This is a genomic window from Isoptericola jiangsuensis (assembly GCF_002563715.1).
GTDB classification, from domain to species: domain Bacteria; phylum Actinomycetota; class Actinomycetes; order Actinomycetales; family Cellulomonadaceae; genus Isoptericola; species Isoptericola jiangsuensis.
This window is the reverse complement of sequence record NZ_PDJJ01000001.1, coordinates 1939212-1956290: the sequence shown is the minus strand read 5'-3', so window position 1 is coordinate 1956290 and position 17079 is coordinate 1939212. Positions and strand designations below refer to the sequence as shown.

Annotated in this window: 12 protein-coding genes; all 12 read right to left on the bottom strand. The window is 74.1% G+C overall.

The genetic code is table 11. The features are described 5' to 3' along the window. Positions 1-8: 8 nt before the first annotated feature. Positions 9-1475, bottom strand: a complete 1467-nt coding sequence (locus ATJ88_RS08840; protein ID WP_098463511.1) for a glutamate synthase subunit beta — start codon at positions 1473-1475, stop codon at positions 9-11. Then, entirely contained in the window at positions 1468-6036 is a 4569-nt protein-coding gene (gene gltB / locus ATJ88_RS08835) for a glutamate synthase large subunit (RefSeq protein WP_098463510.1), read from the bottom strand. The genes ATJ88_RS08840 and gltB overlap by 8 nt, the downstream gene beginning before the upstream one ends. Before the next feature lie 124 nt (positions 6037-6160). Further along, positions 6161-7177 (bottom strand): prolipoprotein diacylglyceryl transferase, encoded by a 1017-nt coding sequence (gene lgt / locus ATJ88_RS08830; RefSeq protein WP_098463509.1) that lies wholly within the window; start codon positions 7175-7177, stop codon positions 6161-6163. Next, positions 7174-8058, bottom strand: a complete 885-nt coding sequence (gene trpA, locus ATJ88_RS08825) for a tryptophan synthase subunit alpha (RefSeq protein WP_098463508.1) — start codon at positions 8056-8058, stop codon at positions 7174-7176. The genes lgt and trpA overlap by 4 nt, the downstream gene beginning before the upstream one ends. Continuing rightward, positions 8019-9311, bottom strand: a complete 1293-nt coding sequence (gene trpB, locus ATJ88_RS08820) for a tryptophan synthase subunit beta (protein WP_098463507.1) — start codon at positions 9309-9311, stop codon at positions 8019-8021. The genes trpA and trpB overlap by 40 nt, the downstream gene beginning before the upstream one ends. 54 nt (positions 9312-9365) lie before the next feature. Beyond that, a complete protein-coding gene (gene trpC / locus ATJ88_RS08815) occupies positions 9366-10190 on the bottom strand; it encodes an indole-3-glycerol phosphate synthase TrpC (protein ID WP_098463506.1) in 825 nt (274 codons plus the stop codon). Positions 10191-10400: 210 nt separating this feature from the next. Beyond that, the gene (locus ATJ88_RS08810) at positions 10401-10679 is read right to left on the bottom strand and encodes an HGxxPAAW family protein (RefSeq protein ID WP_098463505.1); all 279 of its coding nucleotides are present in this window, start codon (positions 10677-10679) and stop codon (positions 10401-10403) included. A 42-nt stretch (positions 10680-10721) separates the two neighbouring features. Then, positions 10722-11309 (bottom strand): Trp biosynthesis-associated membrane protein, encoded by a 588-nt coding sequence (locus tag ATJ88_RS08805; protein ID WP_098463504.1) that lies wholly within the window; start codon positions 11307-11309, stop codon positions 10722-10724. Continuing rightward, positions 11306-12892, bottom strand: coding sequence for an anthranilate synthase component I (locus ATJ88_RS08800; RefSeq protein WP_098463503.1), 1587 nt, complete (start codon positions 12890-12892; stop codon positions 11306-11308). The genes ATJ88_RS08805 and ATJ88_RS08800 overlap by 4 nt, the downstream gene beginning before the upstream one ends. Then, positions 12889-13275: a phosphoribosyl-AMP cyclohydrolase gene (hisI, locus tag ATJ88_RS08795; protein WP_098463502.1), complete on the bottom strand. Its 387-nt coding sequence runs from the start codon at positions 13273-13275 to the stop codon at positions 12889-12891. Before hisI ends, ATJ88_RS08800 begins: the two co-directional genes overlap by 4 nt. Before the next feature lie 42 nt (positions 13276-13317). Beyond that, on the bottom strand, positions 13318-15126 hold the full coding sequence (locus tag ATJ88_RS08790; RefSeq protein ID WP_098463501.1) for an ABC transporter ATP-binding protein: 1809 nt from the start codon (positions 15124-15126) through the stop codon (positions 13318-13320). Beyond that, a complete protein-coding gene (locus tag ATJ88_RS08785) occupies positions 15123-16976 on the bottom strand; it encodes an ABC transporter ATP-binding protein (protein ID WP_098465227.1) in 1854 nt (617 codons plus the stop codon). Before ATJ88_RS08785 ends, ATJ88_RS08790 begins: the two co-directional genes overlap by 4 nt. Between the last annotated feature and the right edge of the window lie 103 nt (positions 16977-17079).

Below are 17079 nucleotides of genomic sequence, written 5' to 3'. Positions count from 1 at the left end.
GTCTTGTCTCATCCTCTCAGGGCGACGGTGCGCGGGCCCACCGGGGCCGGCAGCTCCGTGGAGCCCTGGAGGAATGCGTCCACCGCGGCGGCGGTCGCCCGCCCCTCCGCGATGGCCCACACGATCAGCGACTGGCCGCGGCCCGCGTCACCGGCGACGAACACCCCCGGCACGGAGGCCGCGTAGTCCTCGCCACGGTGCACGAGGCCACGGCTCGTCGTCTCGGCGCCCGTCTGGGCGACCAGTGAGTCCGTCTCCGGACCCGTGAACCCCATCGCGACCAGCACGAGGTCCGCGGGGATCTCCTGCTCGGTCCCGGCCTTCGGCACGCGACGGCCGTCGGGGAGGTACTCCGTCTCGGCGACCCGCAGCGCCACGACCTTGCCCTCGTCGTCGCCGACGAGCTCGACCGTCGAGGCCAGGAAGCGGCGCTCGCCACCCTCCTCGTGCGAGGTGGACACCTCGAACAGGATCGGGTCGGTCGGCCACGGCTGGGTCGCGGGCCGCTCGTGCGGCGGGCGCTTGCCGATGGCGAGCGTGGTGACGCTGGCCGCACCCTGCCGCAGGGACGTGCCCACGCAGTCGGAGCCGGTGTCGCCTCCGCCGATGACGATGACGTGCTTGCCCTCGGCGCTCGGCGCACCCTCGACGGGCTCGCCCGCCGCGGCCTTGTTCGCCGGCGTGAGGAAGTCCATCGCGACGTGCACGCCCGCCAGGTCGCGGCCCTGGACCGCGAGCTCGCGCGGGACCGTGGCGCCGGTGGCCAGCACGACGGCGTCGAACCGACGGCGCAGCGCGTCCCACGTGATGTCGGTGCCGATCTCGACGCCGGGCCGGAACCGGGTGCCCTCGGCCGTCATCTGCTCGAGACGACGGTCGATGTGGCCCTTCTCCAGCTTGAAGTCGGGGATGCCGTAGCGCAGCAGGCCGCCGATCGCGTCGTCGCGCTCGTACACCACCACGGTGTGACCCGCGCGGGTGAGCTGCTGCGCCGCGGCCAGGCCTGCGGGACCCGAGCCGACGACGGCGACCGTGTTGCCGGTGAGGCGCTGCGGCACCTGGGGGCGGACGAGCCCGCGCTCGAACGCCTCGTCGATGATCGAGACCTCGATGTTCTTGATCGTCACCGCGGGCTGGTTGATGCCCAGCACGCAGCTCGACTCGCACGGCGCGGGGCAGACGCGGCCCGTGAACTCCGGGAAGTTGTTCGTCGCGTGCAGCCGCTCGATGGCGTCGGCCCACTGGCCCTGACGGACGAGGTCGTTCCACTCGGGGATGAGGTTGCCCAGCGGGCAGCCCTGGTGGCAGAACGGGATGCCGCAGTCCATGCAGCGGCCCGCCTGCTCCTTGAGGAACGGCTGGCCCTCGGTGCGGTGCGCGTGGGTGTCCTTCCAGTCGCGCAGCCGCACCTCGACGGGGCGGTTCGGCGGGAGCTCACGCTCCCGCACCTTCAGGAATCCGCGGGGATCAGCCACGAGCCACCTCCATGATGCGCTCCCACAGGGTGGGGTCGAAGTCCTCGCCCTCGCCGAGCGGCGTGCCCGCCGCCTCGGCCTCGGCCAGTGCCGCGCGGACGTTGGCCCACGCGGGCGGCAGCACCCGGGAGAACCGGGCGCGCGCACCGTCGTCGTCCAGCAGCGCGGCGGCGACGGTCGAGCCGGTCTCGGCGGCGTGCCGCTCCAGCAGCTCACGCACCCGCGACCAGTCCTCGTCGGTCAGGGCGCCCACGACGAGCTCGCCCGAGGCCACCGACGACGAGTTCATCGCCGCGGTCCGCAGGTCCAGCACGTAGGCGACGCCGCCGGACATCCCGGCGCCGAAGTTGCGGCCCGTGGGGCCGAGCACCAGCACCTCGCCGCCGGTCATGTACTCGCAGCCGTGGTCGCCCACGCCCTCGACGACCAGGGTCGCCCCGGAGTTGCGGACGCCGAAGCGCTCGCCCACGCGGCCGCGCAGCAGGACCTCGCCCGACGTCGCGCCGTAGCCGATGACGTTGCCCGCGATGACGTTCGCGGCGCCCTCGAGCACGGCGGCCCGGTCGGGGCGGACGACGACGCGGCCACCCGAGAGTCCCTTGCCGACGTAGTCGTTCGCGTCGCCGAACAGGCGCAGCGTGACGCCGCGGGGCAGGAACGCGCCGAACGACTGGCCGGCGGAACCGGTGAGCACGACCTCGATCGTGTCGTCGGGCAGGCCCTCGCCGCGGTACCGCTTGGTCACCTCGTGGCCGAGCATCGTGCCGACGGTCCGGTTGACGTTGCGCACGGGGAACTCCATGCGCACCGGGCGGGCGTCCTCCAGGGCGGGCTTCGCCGCTGCGATGAGCTGCTGGTCGAGCGCCCGGTCCAGGCCGTGGTCCTGCGCCTGGGTGCGGTACAGGGCCGAGCCCGCCGGGGGCTCGATCCGCTCGAGCACGGGCGCGAGGTCCAGGCCCTGCGCCTTCCAGTGGTCGACGGCGTCGCGGGTGTCGAGCACCTGCACCTGGCCGACGGCCTCCTCGATCGAGCGGAAGCCGAGCGCGGCGAGGTGCTCGCGCACCTCGGTGGCGATGAACTCGAAGAAGTTGACGACGAACTCCGGGCTGCCGGTGAACCGGCGGCGCAACTCGGGGTTCTGCGTGGCGACGCCCACGGGGCAGGTGTCGAGGTGGCAGACGCGCATCATGATGCAGCCCGAGACCACCATCGGCGCGGTGGCGAAGCCGAACTCCTCGGCGCCCAGCAGCGCGGCCACGACGACGTCGCGGCCGGTCTTCATCTGGCCGTCGACCTGCACCGTGATCCGGTCGCGCAGGTTGTTGAGCACGAGCGTCTGCTGGGTCTCGGCCAGGCCGATCTCCCAGGGCGTGCCGGCGTGCTTGAGCGACGTCAGCGGGCTCGCGCCCGTGCCGCCGTCGTGGCCCGAGATGAGGACGACGTCCGCGTGCGCCTTCGACACGCCCGTGGCGACCGTGCCGACGCCGAACTCGGAGACGAGCTTGACGTGGATCCGGGCGCTCGGGTTCGCGTTCTTGGCGTCGTGGATGAGCTGCGCCAGGTCTTCGATCGAGTAGATGTCGTGGTGCGGCGGCGGCGAGATGAGGCCGACGCCCGGCGTCGAGTGCCGGGTGCGGGCCACCCACGGGTAGACCTTCGGGCCGGGCAGCTGGCCGCCCTCGCCGGGCTTGGCGCCCTGCGCGAGCTTGAGCTGGATGTCGTCGGCCTGCGTCAGGTACTCGCTGGTGACGCCGAACCGGCCCGAGGCGATCTGCTTGACGCGCGAACGACGCTGCGGGTCGTAGAGGCGCTCGGGGTCCTCGCCGCCCTCGCCGGAGTTGGACCGCCCGTCGAGCTGGTTCATCGCGACCGCGAGGGTCTCGTGCATCTCCTGGCTGATCGCACCGTAGGACATCGCACCGGTGTTGAACCGCTTGACGATCTCGCTGACGGGCTCGACCTCGTCCAGCGGCACCGGCTCGCGGCCCTCGGCGAAGCGCAGCAGGCCGCGCAGCGTCATGAGGCGCTCCGACTGCTCGTCGACACGGTGCGTGTACTGGCGGAAGATGTCCATCCGCCCCGACCGGGTCGCGTGCTGGAGGCGGAACACCGTCTCCGGGTCGAACAGGTGCTCCTCGCCGTCGCGGCGCCACTGGTACTCGCCACCGGTGGTGAGGCGCTCGTGCGGGGCGTGGTTGCCCGAGGCCGGGTAGGCCTCGGTGTGCCGGGCCGCGGTCTCGGCGGCCAGGACGTCCAGGCCGATGCCGGCCAGGCGGCTCGTCGTGCCCGTGAAGTAGTCCTCGACCAGCTCGTGCGACAGCCCGACGGCCTCGAAGACCTGCGCGCCGCGGTACGACATGATCGTGGAGATGCCCATCTTGGACATCACCTTGAGGACGCCCTTGCCGAGCGCCTTGATGAGGTTCTTCACGGCCGTCTCGGGCGCGACCTCGAGGTAGCCGCGACGGGCCAGGTCCTCGACCGTCTCCATGGCCAGGTACGGGTTCACCGCGGCGGCGCCGTAGCCGATGAGCAGCGCGACGTGGTGCACCTCGCGCACGTCGCCGGCCTCGACGAGCAGCGAGATCCGCGTGCGGGTCTGCCGGCGCAGCAGGTGGTGGTGCACGGCGCTGGTGAGCAGCAGCGACGGGATCGGGGCGCGCTCGGCGTCCGAGTCGCGGTCCGACAGGACGATGTGCGTCGCGCCGTCCTCGATGGCCGCGTCGACCTGGGCGAAGATCTCCTGCAGGCGCTCCTGCAGGGCACGACCGCCCCCGGACACGTCGTAGAGGCCGCGCACGATGACGGCGCGGAACTCGCCCTCGAGCCGCGCGTCGCGGTCGATGCGCACGATCTTGGCGAGCTCGTCGTTGTCGAGCACGGGGAACGGCAGCAGCAGCTTGCGGGCGTGCAGCGGGGTGTCCGACAGCAGGTTCGGCTCCGGGCCGATCGCGCCGCCGATCGACGTGACGAGCTCCTCGCGGATCGCGTCGAGCGGCGGGTTGGTCACCTGGGCGAACATCTGCGTGAAGTAGTCGAACAGCAGCCGCGGCCGGTTCGACAGCACGGCCACGGGCGTGTCCGAGCCCATGGCGCCGAGCGGCTCGGCGCCCGTGTTCGCCATCGGCGTGAGGATGACCTTGAGCTCCTCGGAGGTGTACCCGAAGGCCCGCTGGCGGCGCTGCACGGACGCCGGCGAGTGGGCGACGTGCTCGCGCTCGGGCAGCGACTCGAGCGCGATCGAGTTCTGCTCGATCCACTCGCCGTAGGGACGCTGCGCGGCCAGCTGGGACTTGATCTCGTCGTCCTCGACGATGCGGCCCTGGGCCGTGTCGACGAGGAACATGCGGCCCGGCTCCAGGCGGCCCTTGCGCACGACCGTCGCCGGGTCGATGTCGAGGACGCCCGCCTCGGACCCGAGGACGACCAGGCCGTCCTCCGTGACCCAGTAGCGGCCCGGACGCAGGCCGTTGCGGTCCAGGACCGCGCCGATGAGCGTGCCGTCGGTGAACGTCAGGTTGGCCGGGCCGTCCCACGGCTCGATGAGGTTCGCGTGGTACTGGTAGAACGCCCGGCGCGCGGGGTCCATCTCGGTGTGGTTCTCCCACGCCTCGGGGACCATCATGAGCACCGAGTGCGGCAGCGACCGGCCCGACAGGTGCAGCAGCTCGAGCACCTCGTCGAAGCTCGCCGAGTCGCTGGAGCCCTCGCTGCACACCGGCAGGAGCGGCGCGAGGTCCCCGAGCACGTCGCTGGAGAGCGTGCCCTCGCGGGCGGCCATCCAGTTGCGGTTGCCCTTGACCGTGTTGATCTCGCCGTTGTGCGCGATGAGGCGGAACGGCTGGGCGAGCGGCCACGAGGGGAACGTGTTGGTCGAGAACCGGGAGTGGACCAGCGCGATCTCGGACGCGTAGCGCGGGTCGGACAGGTCCGGGAAGAACGGCTCCAGCTGGGCCGTGGTCAGCATGCCCTTGTAGGTCACCGTGCGCGCCGAGAGCGACGCGAAGAACAGGTCCAGCTCGTGCTCGGCGCGCTTGCGCAGCCGGTACGTGCGCCGGTCCAGGTCGAGGCCGGCGAGCTCGCGCTCGGGGTCCGCGACGACGACCTGGCGGAACGTCGGCATCGACGCGCGCGCGGTCGGGCCGACGAGGTCGGCGGTCACGGGGACGTCGCGCCAGGCGAGCACGTCGAGCTTCTCCTCGACGGCGATGGCCTCGAACCGGCGGGCCAGCGCGTCGGCCTCGGCCGGGTCCTGCGGCAGGAACGCCATCCCGATGGCGTACCGGCCCGCGGGCGGGAGCTCCGCGTCCACGACGTCGCGGACGAACGCGTCGGGGATCTGCGTGAGGATCCCCGCGCCGTCGCCGCTGTTCTCCTCGGCGCCCACCGCACCGCGGTGGTCCAGGTTGAGCAGGGCGGTCAGGCCCGCATCGACGATGTCGCGGCCGGGCGTCCCGCGCAGGGTCGCCACGAAGGCGACACCGCAGGCGTCGTGCTCGGACGCGGGGTCGTAGAGGCCCTGCGCCGCGGGGGGCGCGACCCAGTGCTGCGGCGTGGTCATCAACACCGTCCTCCTGTGCGCCCGCGTGCGGGCGCGTCTGCTTCTTGCATGGTGGTTCGGGACGTCGTCGGCCCGTCGGAATGCTCGACGCGGTGAGTCCGGGGGGTGACCCGGTTCGCCGACGTCAGGCGTGCGGTGCCGGGTCCTGGTCGGTCCCGGTGGCCCGCGTTCCCGTGGCGGTCGTGTCGGTGGCGCCCTCGGGGTCGGACGCGTCCGTTCCTCGGGGAGCGTCGTCGGTCTCGGTCGCCGCCTCGACGGCGTCCTGGTCACGGGGTTCGCGACCAGGCAGCGCCACACCGTCCTCGCGGCCCGGGCGCAGCCGTCCGATGACGACGAACGCGACCAGGGCGAGCAGCCCCAGCACGATCGACGTCCACACGTTCAGCCGCAGACCGAGCACCACCTCGGCGGTGTCGATGCGGAGCATCTCGATCCACACCCGGCCAAGGGTGTAGAGCGCGACGTAGGCCCAGAATACCCTCCCATGACCGAGTCTGTACCGACGGTCGAGCCAGATCAGGAGGGCTGCCGCCCCGAGGTTCCAGAGCATCTCGTACAGGAACGTCGGGTGGAACAGGGTGCCCGCGGCGAACGACGTGCCGGTGGCGGCGTTGAGCTGCTCGATGACGTCGGGGTCGATCTCGAGGCCCCACGGGAGCGTGGTCGGTGCCCCGAACAGCTCCTGGTTGAACCAGTTGCCGAGGCGACCGATCGCCTGGGCGACGAGCAGGCCGGGGGCGAGCGCGTCGGCGAAGGAGCTGAGGCGGACGCCCTTGCGGCGGCAGCCGATCCACGCGCCGACCGCGCCGAGCGCGACGGCGCCCCAGATGCCGAGGCCGCCCTGCCAGATGTAGAGGGCCTTGACCGGGTCGCCGCCCTCGCCGAAGTAGGGGTCGGGCGTGGAGAAGACGTGGTAGAGCCGGCCGCCGACGATGCCGAACGGGACGGCCCAGAAGGCGATGTCCAGGACGTCGTCAGCCTCGCCGCCGCGCGCGACCCACCGCTTGGTGGTCATCCACACGGCGACGACGATCCCCGCGAGGATCGCCAGCGCGTAGGCGCGCAGCGGCACGGGGCCGAGGTGCCAGACGGACTCGTCGGGGCTGGGGATCGACGTGGCGATCCGGGCGGCGGTGGTCACGCAGGTCCTCCGGGGGTGGTGGTCCGGGCCCGCGCCACACCGGCGGCGAGCTCGGCGGTCACCTTACCCAGGGCGTCGAGGCGCGCCGACCACGGGGCGTCGCCCAGCAGGGTGCGCACCAGGGCGGAGCCGACGATGACGCCGTCCGCGTAACGGCCGACCTCGGCCGCGTGGTCGCCGGTCGTGACGCCGATGCCGACGCACACGTGCTCGGCCCCGGCGGCGCGCGTGTCCGCGACGAGCTGCTCGGCCCGACGGCCGACGGCCGCCCGGGCACCGGTGACACCCATCGTGGAGGACGCGTACACGAACCCGCGCGAGGCCCGCGCGGTCAGCTGGAGGCGCTCCGGGGTGGAGCTCGGCGCCACGAGGAAGACCTTGTCCAGGTCGTGCTCGTCGGCGGCGGCGACCCACTCGCCGGCCTCGTCGGGGATGAGGTCGGGCGTGATCATGCCCGCGCCGCCCGCCGCGGCCAGGTCGCGCGCGAACGCCGCGACCCCGTACCGCAGCACCGGGTTGTAGTACGACATCACCAGCGACGGCACCGTGCCCCCGGACCGGTCGGCCACGGCCTCCACGACCTGCAGCACGTCCCGCACGCGGGTGCCCGCCAGCAGCGCGGCCTCGGCGGCCTCCTGGATGACGGGGCCGTCCATGACGGGGTCGGTGTAGGGCACGCCGATCTCGACCACGTCCACGCCGGCGTCGACCATGGCCGTCACGGCCTCGACCGACCGTGCGACGTCGGGGTAGCCGACGGGGAGGTAGCCCACCAGCGCGGGACGGCCCGCGGCGCGCAGGGCGTCGAGCCGCGCCGCCGTGCGCGAGGTCGTCGTGGTGCTCACCGGTCCTCCTCCGCGTCCGGCAGCAGGCCGAACCATCGTGCGGCCGTGGCCACGTCCTTGTCACCGCGCCCGGAGAGGTTCACCAGCACGACCTGGTCGGTGCGGCCCTCGGCGACGAGCCGGCGCCCGACGCGCAGCGCACCGGCCAGCGCGTGCGCCGACTCGATGGCGGGGATGATGCCCTCGGTGCGGCACAGCAGGCGGAAGGCGTCCATCGCCTCGGTGTCCGTCACGGGCTCGTAGGTGGCCCGGCCGAGGTCGTGCAGCCACGAGTGCGCGGGTCCCACGCTCGGGTAGTCGAGCCCGGCGGACACGGAGTGGCTGGGCCGCGTCTGGCCGTCGTCGTCCTGGAGCAGGTAGGACCGCGCGCCGTGCAGGACGCCGGGGGCGCCGCCGGAGAACCGGGCGGCGTGGCGGCCGGAGTCGACGCCGTCGCCGCCGGCCTCGAACCCGTACAGCTCGACGCCCTCGTCGTCGAGGAACGCGTTGAACAGCCCGAGCGCGTTGGAGCCGCCACCGACGCAGGCCGCCACGACGTCCGGCAGGCGGCCGATGCGGTCGAGCACCTGCTCGCGCGCCTCCTCGCCGATGATCCGGTGGAACTCGCGGACCATCTCGGGGAACGGGTGCGGGCCGGTGACGGTGCCGAGCAGGTAGTGGGTGTCGTCGACGTTCGTCACCCAGTCGCGCAGCGCCTCGTTGATGGCGTCCTTGAGCGTGCGCGTGCCGATCGCGACGGGCACGACGGTGGCGCCGAGCAGCTCCATGCGGGCGACGTTGAGGGCCTGGCGGCGCGTGTCCTCCTCGCCCATGTACACGACGCACTCGAGGCCGAGCAGGGCGGCCGCGGTGGCGGTGGCCACCCCGTGCTGGCCGGCGCCGGTCTCCGCGATGACCCGCTTCTTGCCCATCCGCCTGACCAGCAGGGCCTGGCCGAGCACGTTGTTGATCTTGTGCGAGCCCGTGTGGTTGAGGTCCTCGCGCTTGAGGAAGACGCGGACGTCCTGCAGGGCGCCGCCCGTGTGGGCGGCGAAGCGCGGCACCTCGGTCAGCGGCGAGGGACGGCCCGTGTAGTCACGGTGCAGACGGGTGAGCTCGGCGGCGAAGCCGGGGTCACCCTGCGCCTTGCGGAACTCTGTCTCGAGCTCGTCGAGCGCGGCGATGAGCGCCTCGGGGACGTATCGGCCGCCGAACTGCCCGAAGTACGGGCCCTGGACGTCGGCGAGTCGTCCGGCCACCTGGCTCGCCAGGGTCTCGGTCAGCGCGTCGCGCACGGGCTGGTCAGGCACGGTCGCTCCTCGGGGGTCGGCTCTCGGGGGGGTCAGGGTGCGGGGCGGTCCCCGTCAGGGCTGGGCGGCGGGACGGACCGACCACAGCGAGGGGTGCGCACCGGCGGCGACGAGGTCGGCGACGGACCGGCGCGGGGCGCCGTCGGTCACGAGGGCCTCGCCGACGAGCACGGCGTGGGCGCCGGCCCGGGCGTACTCGAGCACGTCGTGGGGCCCGCGCACGCCGGACTCGGCGACGCGCACGACGTCGTCCGGGATGAGGGGGGCCAGGCGCGCGAAGGTCCCACGGTCGACCTCGAGGGTCTTCAGGTCGCGGGCGTTGACGCCCACCACGCGCGCACCCGCGTCGAGCGCGCGGCGCACCTCGTCGGCCGTGTGCGCCTCGACCAGCGCGGTCATGCCCAGCGAGTGGACACGCTCCACGAGGGAGGTCAGCACGGTCTGCTCGAGCGCCGCCACGATGAGCAGGACGACGTCCGCGCCGTGGGCGCGCGCCTCCCACACCTGGTACGGCGTGACGACGAAGTCCTTGCGCAGCACGGGCACGTCGACCCGGGCGCGGACCGCGTCGAGGTCGGCGAGGCTGCCGCCGAACCGCCGCTGCTCGGTGAGCACCGAGATGACGCTGGCCCCGCCGGCCGCGTACTCCGCGGCGAGGGCGGCGGGGTCGGTGATCGGCGCGAGGTCGCCCTTCGACGGGCTGGACCTCTTGACCTCGGCGATGACCGAGACCTTGTCCGCCGACAGCAGCGTGCTGCAGCACTCGAGCGCGCCCGGCACCTTGGCGGCGCGTTCCTTGAGCTCGTCGAGCGAGGTGCGCGCCTGGCGCACGGCAAGGTCCTCGCGCACACCCGCGACGATGTCCTCCAGGACTGTCATGCGTCTCCCCTCCCCCGGTCGTGTCCTGCCATCGTAGGCCCGGTTCGACCAGCGGATGACCACCGCCCGAGGTGCGAGACGCGTCCGCGGTGGCGTGGCGCGGATCACGTCCGGGCACCGCCCGGATCGTTATGGCTCCGTGACGCAGGACCCGCCGGGAACGGCACGACGCCCGCACCCCGGGCGGGGTGCGGGCGTCGTGCGGACGGATCAGTGGCCGGAGCCGGTGCGCTTCGGCACCACGCCTGCCTTGGGCTGGCCGTAGCCCATGTTGCGCAGCACGAGCCCGACGACCAGCGCGGCGACGGCGATCGCCAGGCCGACCCAGAACAGGACGAACGGCACGCCCGGCAGGACGCCGACCGAGGACACCAGCGCACCCAGGATCACTCCGATCATGGCCGTCCAGGCGGCGACGGTGTGCCCGTGGTTGGTGGGCGGGACCGCCTCCGGCAGGTACGACGGCTCGGCGGTGCGGTTCTCGGTCATGGGTGTCTCAGGCCTTTCGGTCACGTGATGCTCGGTCAAACACTACCGGTCCGCGGACGGGTCGGTCCCCCCGGACAGGGCGTCCCAGTCGGACTGCGCGTCCGGCTCGTCCGCGACGACGGGGCCCGGTGCCGCGCCGGCCCGCTCGTGCCGACCGCCGGAGGCCTGCCACGACGACGCGCCCAGGAACGAGGCGACGGCGACCAGGACGATCGCGAGGCCGACGACGAGGGTGAACCAGGGCCACGCGGTCACGGTCACGGACGAGGTGAGGGTGGTGACCCCGGCGGCGTCGGCCGCGGCGGCCACCGCCGGGCCCTCGGGATCGAGGAGGACGGCTGCGGCCCCGCCCCCGACCGCGAGGCCGCCGAGGAGGGCGACGGCGAGGGCCACCCGGCGGGCGACGGCCCCGGCGAGCGTGGTGGCGAGGGCGCAGGCGAGCGTGACGAACGCGGCGGCGCTCACCGCGGGGGCGGCCGTCGTCCCGGCCACCTCGATCGCGACCTGCGGCTCCAGCGCGGTGGAGACGGTGGTGCGCAACCAGACCGGCGCGGAGACCGCGAACGCGGCCCCGCCCAGCGCCAGCAGCGCGACGACGGCCCGGGACCGGGTGCGGATCGCGGGGCTCATGCGTCCCCCAGGTCGGCGAAGCGGGCGGCGAGCTGCACGGCACGGACCGCGGCCGCGGCCTTGTTGCGGGACTCGGCGTACTCCAGCGCCGGCACGGAGTCGGCGACGATCCCGCCGCCGGCCTGGACGGACGCCCGGCCGTCGCGGAGGAACGCGGTGCGGATCGCGATGGCCATGTCCATGTTGCCGCCGAAGTCGAGGTAGCCGCAGGTCCCGCCGTAGATGCCGCGCGACGCGGGCTCCAGCTCGTCGATGAGGGCGATGGCACGGGGCTTCGGCGCGCCGGACAGCGTCCCGGCGGGGAAGGTCGCGCGCAGGGTGTCGAGCGCGCTCGCCCCGGCCCGCAGCCGCCCGACCACGGTCGAGCACAGGTGCATGATGTGGCTGAAGCGCCGGGTCGCCATGAACTCCACGACCTCGACGGACGTCGGCTCGCACACCTTGACCAGGTCGTTGCGCGACAGGTCGACGAGCATGAGGTGCTCGGCCCGCTCCTTGGGGTCGGCGATGAGCTCCTCGCCGAGGGCGACGTCCTCCTCGACGGTGGCGCCGCGGGGCCGCGACCCCGCGATGGGGTAGGTGGTGACGTGCCCCGCGTCGACCTTGACCAGCGTCTCGGGGCTGGACCCGACGACCGCGAAGTCGCGGTCACGGTGGTCCCGGAGCTGGAAGTAGTACATGTACGGGCTCGGGTTGATGGTCCGCAGCGCCCGGTAGACGTCCAGCGGCGGGGCGGGGCAGTCGAGGTCGAGGCGCTGGGAGAGCACCACCTGGAACACCTCGCCGTCACGGATCGCCTCCTGGCCGGCGCGGACCGCGTCCTCGAACTCGGCGCGCGTCGAGCGGAACTCCAGCTCCGGCTCCGGGGCCTCGCCGAGCACGGTGCGCACCGGCACCGCCGGGCTGGCGAGACGCGCCGCCAGGGCGTCGAGGCGCGCGACGGCGTCGGCGTGCGCCTCGTCGACCCGCTCGTCGGTGGCGTCACCGTTGACGGCGTTCGCCACGAGCCACACGGCCCCGGTGTGGTGGTCCACCGCGACCAGGTCGGTCGCCAGGGTGAGGGCGACCTCCGGCACGTCGAGCTCGTCCGGGGCCGTCGCCGGCAGCGTCGGCTCCCAGTGCCGCACGATGTCCCAGCCCATGGCGCCGACGAACCCGCCCGTCAGGGGCGGCAGGCCGTCGATCGGCTCCGAGCGCAGCGCCTCCAGCGCGGCGCCGAGGACGTCGAGCACGTCGCCGTCGGTCGGGATCCCCGCGGGGACGTCGCCCCGCCACACCGCCCGGCCGCCGTCGGACAGGAGCGTCGCGCGGGCCTCGACGCCCACGAACGACCAGCGCGCCCACGCGCCGCCCGCCTCGGCGGACTCCAGCACGAACGTGCCGGGCCGACCCTGCGCGAGGGTGCGGTACAGGCCCACGGGCGTGACGTCGTCGGCGAGCACCCGCCGGACCACGGGGACGACCCGGCGGTCGCGCGCCAGCTCGCGGAACGTGTCCAGCCCCGGCCACGTGGCACCCCACGCGAGCTGCTCGGACGTCGGCGCGACGGCAGCGGGTGCGGGCGTGGCGGGCGTGGCGGTCACCGGTTCTCCTCGGGGTCGCGGTGGCCGACGACGGCGGGCAGCGCGCCGCCGGCCTCGAAGCAGGTGCGGGTCCCGGTGTGGCACGCGGCGCCCACCTGGTCGACGCGCACGAGCAGGGCGTCACCGTCGCAGTCGATCGCGACGGAGCGGACGTACTGACGGTGGCCGGAGGTGTCCCCCTTGCGCCAGTACTCGCCGCGGGACCGGCTCCAGAACGTCACCCGGCCCGTGGTCAGCGTGCGGTGCAGGGCCTCGTCGTCCATCCAGCCGAGCATGAGCACGTCACCGGTGTCGTGCTGCTGCACGATCGCCGCGACGAGCCCGTGCTCGTCACGCTTGAGGCGGTCGGCGACGGACGGGTCCAGCGAGGTCTGGTTCTGCACGCACGCATCCTTTCACGCCGGGGCGACGCCCCGGACGCCGTCTCAGCGGGTCTGCGCCACCCAGCTCGCGTGCATCCGGGCGTACACGCCCCCGGCGGCCGCGAGGTCGTCGTGGTGGCCCACCTCGACCACGTGCCCGTCGTCGACCACGACGACGAGGTCGCTCGCCTCGGCGGTCGACAGGCGGTGCGCGATGGTGAGGGTGGACCGCCCGGACGTGAGGGCGTCCAGGGCGCGGGCGATGCGGACCTCGGTCGCGGGGTCGACGGCGGACGTCGCCTCGTCGAGGACGAGCAGGTCGGGGGCCGCGAGGTAGGCGCGGGCCACGGCGACGAGCTGCCGCTCCCCCGCCGACAGCGCCTCGCCGCGCTGACCCACGTCGGTGTCGAGCCCGCCCGGCAGCCCGGCGACCCAGTCCGTCAGGCCGAGCGCGTCGAAGGCCGCGGTGACCCGGGCGCGCACCTCGGGGTCGGCGGCCGGGTCCGCGGGGAGCTCGCGCAGCCCGTAGGCCGTGTTCGTCAGCACCGTGCCGTCGAACAGGAAGCCCTCCTGCGGGACGAGGACGACGCGCTCGCGCAGCCGGGCGAGCGGGATCCGGCGCAGGTCCACCCCGTCCAGCTCGACGCTGCCCTCGGTGGGGTCCATGAGGCGCGTCGCGAGCTTCGCGATCGTCGTCTTGCCCGACCCGGTGCGGCCGACGACGGCGATCTTGCGGCGCGCGGGCAGGTCGAGGTCCACCCCGTGCAGGACCTCGGGGCCGTCGGGGTAGGCGAACCGGACGCCGCGGAGGGTGACGCGCGCGTCGCCGCGCGGGCTGTCGACGCCGTCCGCCCCCGGGTCGGGGACGTCGATCGGTGTGTCGACGACGGCGATGACGCGCCGCCAGCCGGCGACGGCGTTCTGCAGCTCGTTGAGGATCTCGGTGGCCATCTGCACGGGGCCGGTGAACAGCTGCACGAGGAACAGGAACGCGACGAGCTCGCCCGCGGTGAGCCGGCCCCCGATGCCGAGGTAGGTGCCCGCCACGACCACGACCGCGAGGACGAGGTTGGCCATGAGGGTGCCGGAGGAGAACACGGCGGCCACGAGCACCTGGGCACGGCCCTGCGCGAGCCGGGTGTCCTCGACCGCCGCGTCGATCCGCCTCCCCGTGCGGTCCGCGACACCGTACGCGCGCACCGTCTCGGCGCCGACGACGGCCTCGGACACCGCGCCGAGCATCGTGCCGACCTTGGCCCGGACCCTCGCGAAGCGCTCGCCGACGGACCGCTGGGCGCGGCGCAGCACGAGGAACAGCGGGACGAAGCACAGCCACACCACGACGGTGAGGACCGGCGAGTACACGGCCATGAGGACGGTGGCGACGATGATCTGCAGGCTGGAGACGAGCAGCATGATGCCGCCCCACTGCACGAACAGCGAGATCGTGTCGACGTCGCCGGTGACCCGGGAGACGAGCGAGCCGCGCCGCTCCGAGCCCTGCGACAGCGTCGACAGGTCGTGCACGTGCCGGAACGCCTTGACGCGCAGCGCCGCCAGGCCCGACTCGGTGGAGCGGAACAGCCGGATGTTGACCACCGCGGTGCACATCCCCGCCACGACGATGGCGCCCGCGGCCACGGCCGTCAGCAGGACGATCCGGCTCGTGTCGGGGCCGCCGTCGGCGAGGATGCCGTCGTCGACGGTGCGCTGGACGGTCAGGGGCACGACCACGCGTCCCGCGGCCGCGACGACCGCGATCGCGAGGGTGAGCCAGAGCCCGTGGACGATCTGCGGCGAGATCTGCACCCCGCGGCGCAGGGTGGCGAGCACGCCGAGGTCGCTGGCGACGGCGATGCGCGAGTCGCTCATCGGGCGACCTCCTGGTCCTCGTCGGCGGTGTCCCGCCGCGTCGCCGCGGCGATCCCGTCCGGGTCCTCCACGGCCTGTTCGTCGGCCCGCTCCTCGCGGCGGCGGGCGGTCTCGGCCTCGTAGGCGGTGGCCAGCGCCCGGTACCCCGGGTCGCGGGCGAGGAGCTCGGCGTGCGTGCCGACGTCGACGACGCGGCCCGCCTCGACGTGCACGACGACGTCCGCCATCGCCACCGACGACATGCGGTAGGCGACCATGACGACCGTCGTGGGACGGCGTCCGTCCTCCCCCGCGGAGAGCCCGGCGAGGATCTCCTGCTCGACGCGGGGGTCGACGGCGCTCGTGGCGTCGTCGAGGACGAGCAGGCGGGGGCGGCGCACGAGCGCGCGGGCCAGCGCGAGGCGCTGCCGCTGCCCGCCGGACAGGTTCGCCCCGCGCTCGCCGAGCGCCGCGTCGAGGCCGTCGGGCAGGGCACGCACCACGTCGTCGACGCGGGCCAGACGCAGGGCCTCCCAGACCTGCGCGTCGACCGTGGGCGAGACCTCGTCGGCCAGGGTGACGTTCGCGCGCACCGTGTCCTCGAAGACGAAGGTCTGCTGGGCGACCAGGGCCACCTGGGACGGGACCTGGCCGTCGGCGAGGTCCCGGACGTCCGCGCCGTCGAGCCGCACCGTGCCCCGCGTCGGGTCGCTGAGTCGGCTGAGGAGCGACACCAGCGTGGTCTTGCCGGCACCGGTCGGTCCCACGACGGCGACGGTGGTGCCCGGCGCGACGTCCAGGTCGACGTCGTCGAGCAGGGTGACGCGGCGGCCCGCCACCGGGACGTCGACCCCGACGCCCTCGAGCCGGACGGCCAGGCCGTCGCCGCCGGGGGTCAGCGAGCCGTCGCCGGGCACGAGCTCGCCGCGGGTGTCGAGCACCCGGCTGATGCGGTCGTGGCCGACCAGGCCGCGCGGCAGCTCGCCGAGCACCCAGCCGAAGGCGCGCACCGGGACCGCCATGAGGGTGAGCAGGTAGGCGGCCGTGACCACGTCGCCCACGTCGACCGCGCCGACCGTGGCCCGCCACGCCCCCACACCGAGCACGAGGAGCGTGCCGAGGTTCGGCAGCAGCTCGACGACCGGGTCGAAGACGGCCCGCACGACGCCGACGCGCACGTTGGCGCGCCGCAGCGCCTCGGTCCGCTCCGCGAACCGGGCCTCCTCGCGGTCGGCGGTGCCGAGCGCCTTGACGAGCAGGGCGGCCTCGAAGGACTCGTGGGCGACGTCGGCGACGTCCGCGCGCAGCTGCTGCGCCCGCGTCGCGGCCGGGTCCATGTACCGCTGGAACACCAGGTTCGCGGCGATGGTGGCCGGGATGACGACGAGGGCGGCCGCCGCCAGCCACGGGTCGATCGCCAGCAGCATCACGGTGGCGACGCCGATCATCACGACGACGCCGAGCGCGAAGGGCAGCGGGTTGAACACGCCGGTGGCGGCCTCGACGTCCGCGCTCGCGTTGGACAGGAGCTGCCCGGCGGGGTGCGCCCGGTGCCACGACATCGGCAGGCGCAGGTACTGCCGGGTCAGGGCGCGGCGGTGGTGCGCCTGGATGCCCACGTACCCCCACCCGGCCCAGATGCGCCGGAACGCGACCGACACCGCGAGCGTGACGGCGACGCCCACCAGCACCAGCCCGGCGAGCCAGACGTCACCGCGGGCAGCGTCGTCCCCCGCGATGGCGGGGACGACCACGGCGTCGGTCGCCCAGCCGACGGCGCGGCTGATCGCGACGGTGGTGGCGCCGAACACGGCCGCGGCCAGCACGGCCAGCACGTACAGGCGGGGGCTGGTCCGCATGCCGCGCCACATCAGCGCGGCGCTGCGACGCAGCCGTGACCCGCTCAGCGTCGCCGGGCGGTCGTCGTCGGGCACCTCGGGCACAGCGGGTCCTCACGTTCCGTTCAGGGGGATC

Excerpts from the sequence above, each read along its gene's own strand:
- trpA (WP_098463508.1), bottom strand. The coding sequence starts at position 8,058 with ATGGTTCGGCCTGCTGCCGGACGCGGAGGAGGACCGGTGAGCACCACG.
- ATJ88_RS08785 (WP_098465227.1), bottom strand. The coding sequence starts at position 16,976 with ATGTGGCGCGGCATGCGGACCAGCCCCCGCCTGTACGTGCTGGCCGTG.
- trpC (WP_098463506.1), bottom strand. The coding sequence starts at position 10,190 with ATGACAGTCCTGGAGGACATCGTCGCGGGTGTGCGCGAGGACCTTGCC.
- ATJ88_RS08805 (WP_098463504.1), bottom strand. The coding sequence starts at position 11,309 with ATGAGCCCCGCGATCCGCACCCGGTCCCGGGCCGTCGTCGCGCTGCTG.
- ATJ88_RS08810 (WP_098463505.1), bottom strand. The coding sequence starts at position 10,679 with ATGACCGAGAACCGCACCGCCGAGCCGTCGTACCTGCCGGAGGCGGTC.
- gltB (WP_098463510.1), bottom strand. The coding sequence starts at position 6,036 with ATGACCACGCCGCAGCACTGGGTCGCGCCCCCCGCGGCGCAGGGCCTC.
- ATJ88_RS08790 (WP_098463501.1), bottom strand. The coding sequence starts at position 15,126 with ATGAGCGACTCGCGCATCGCCGTCGCCAGCGACCTCGGCGTGCTCGCC.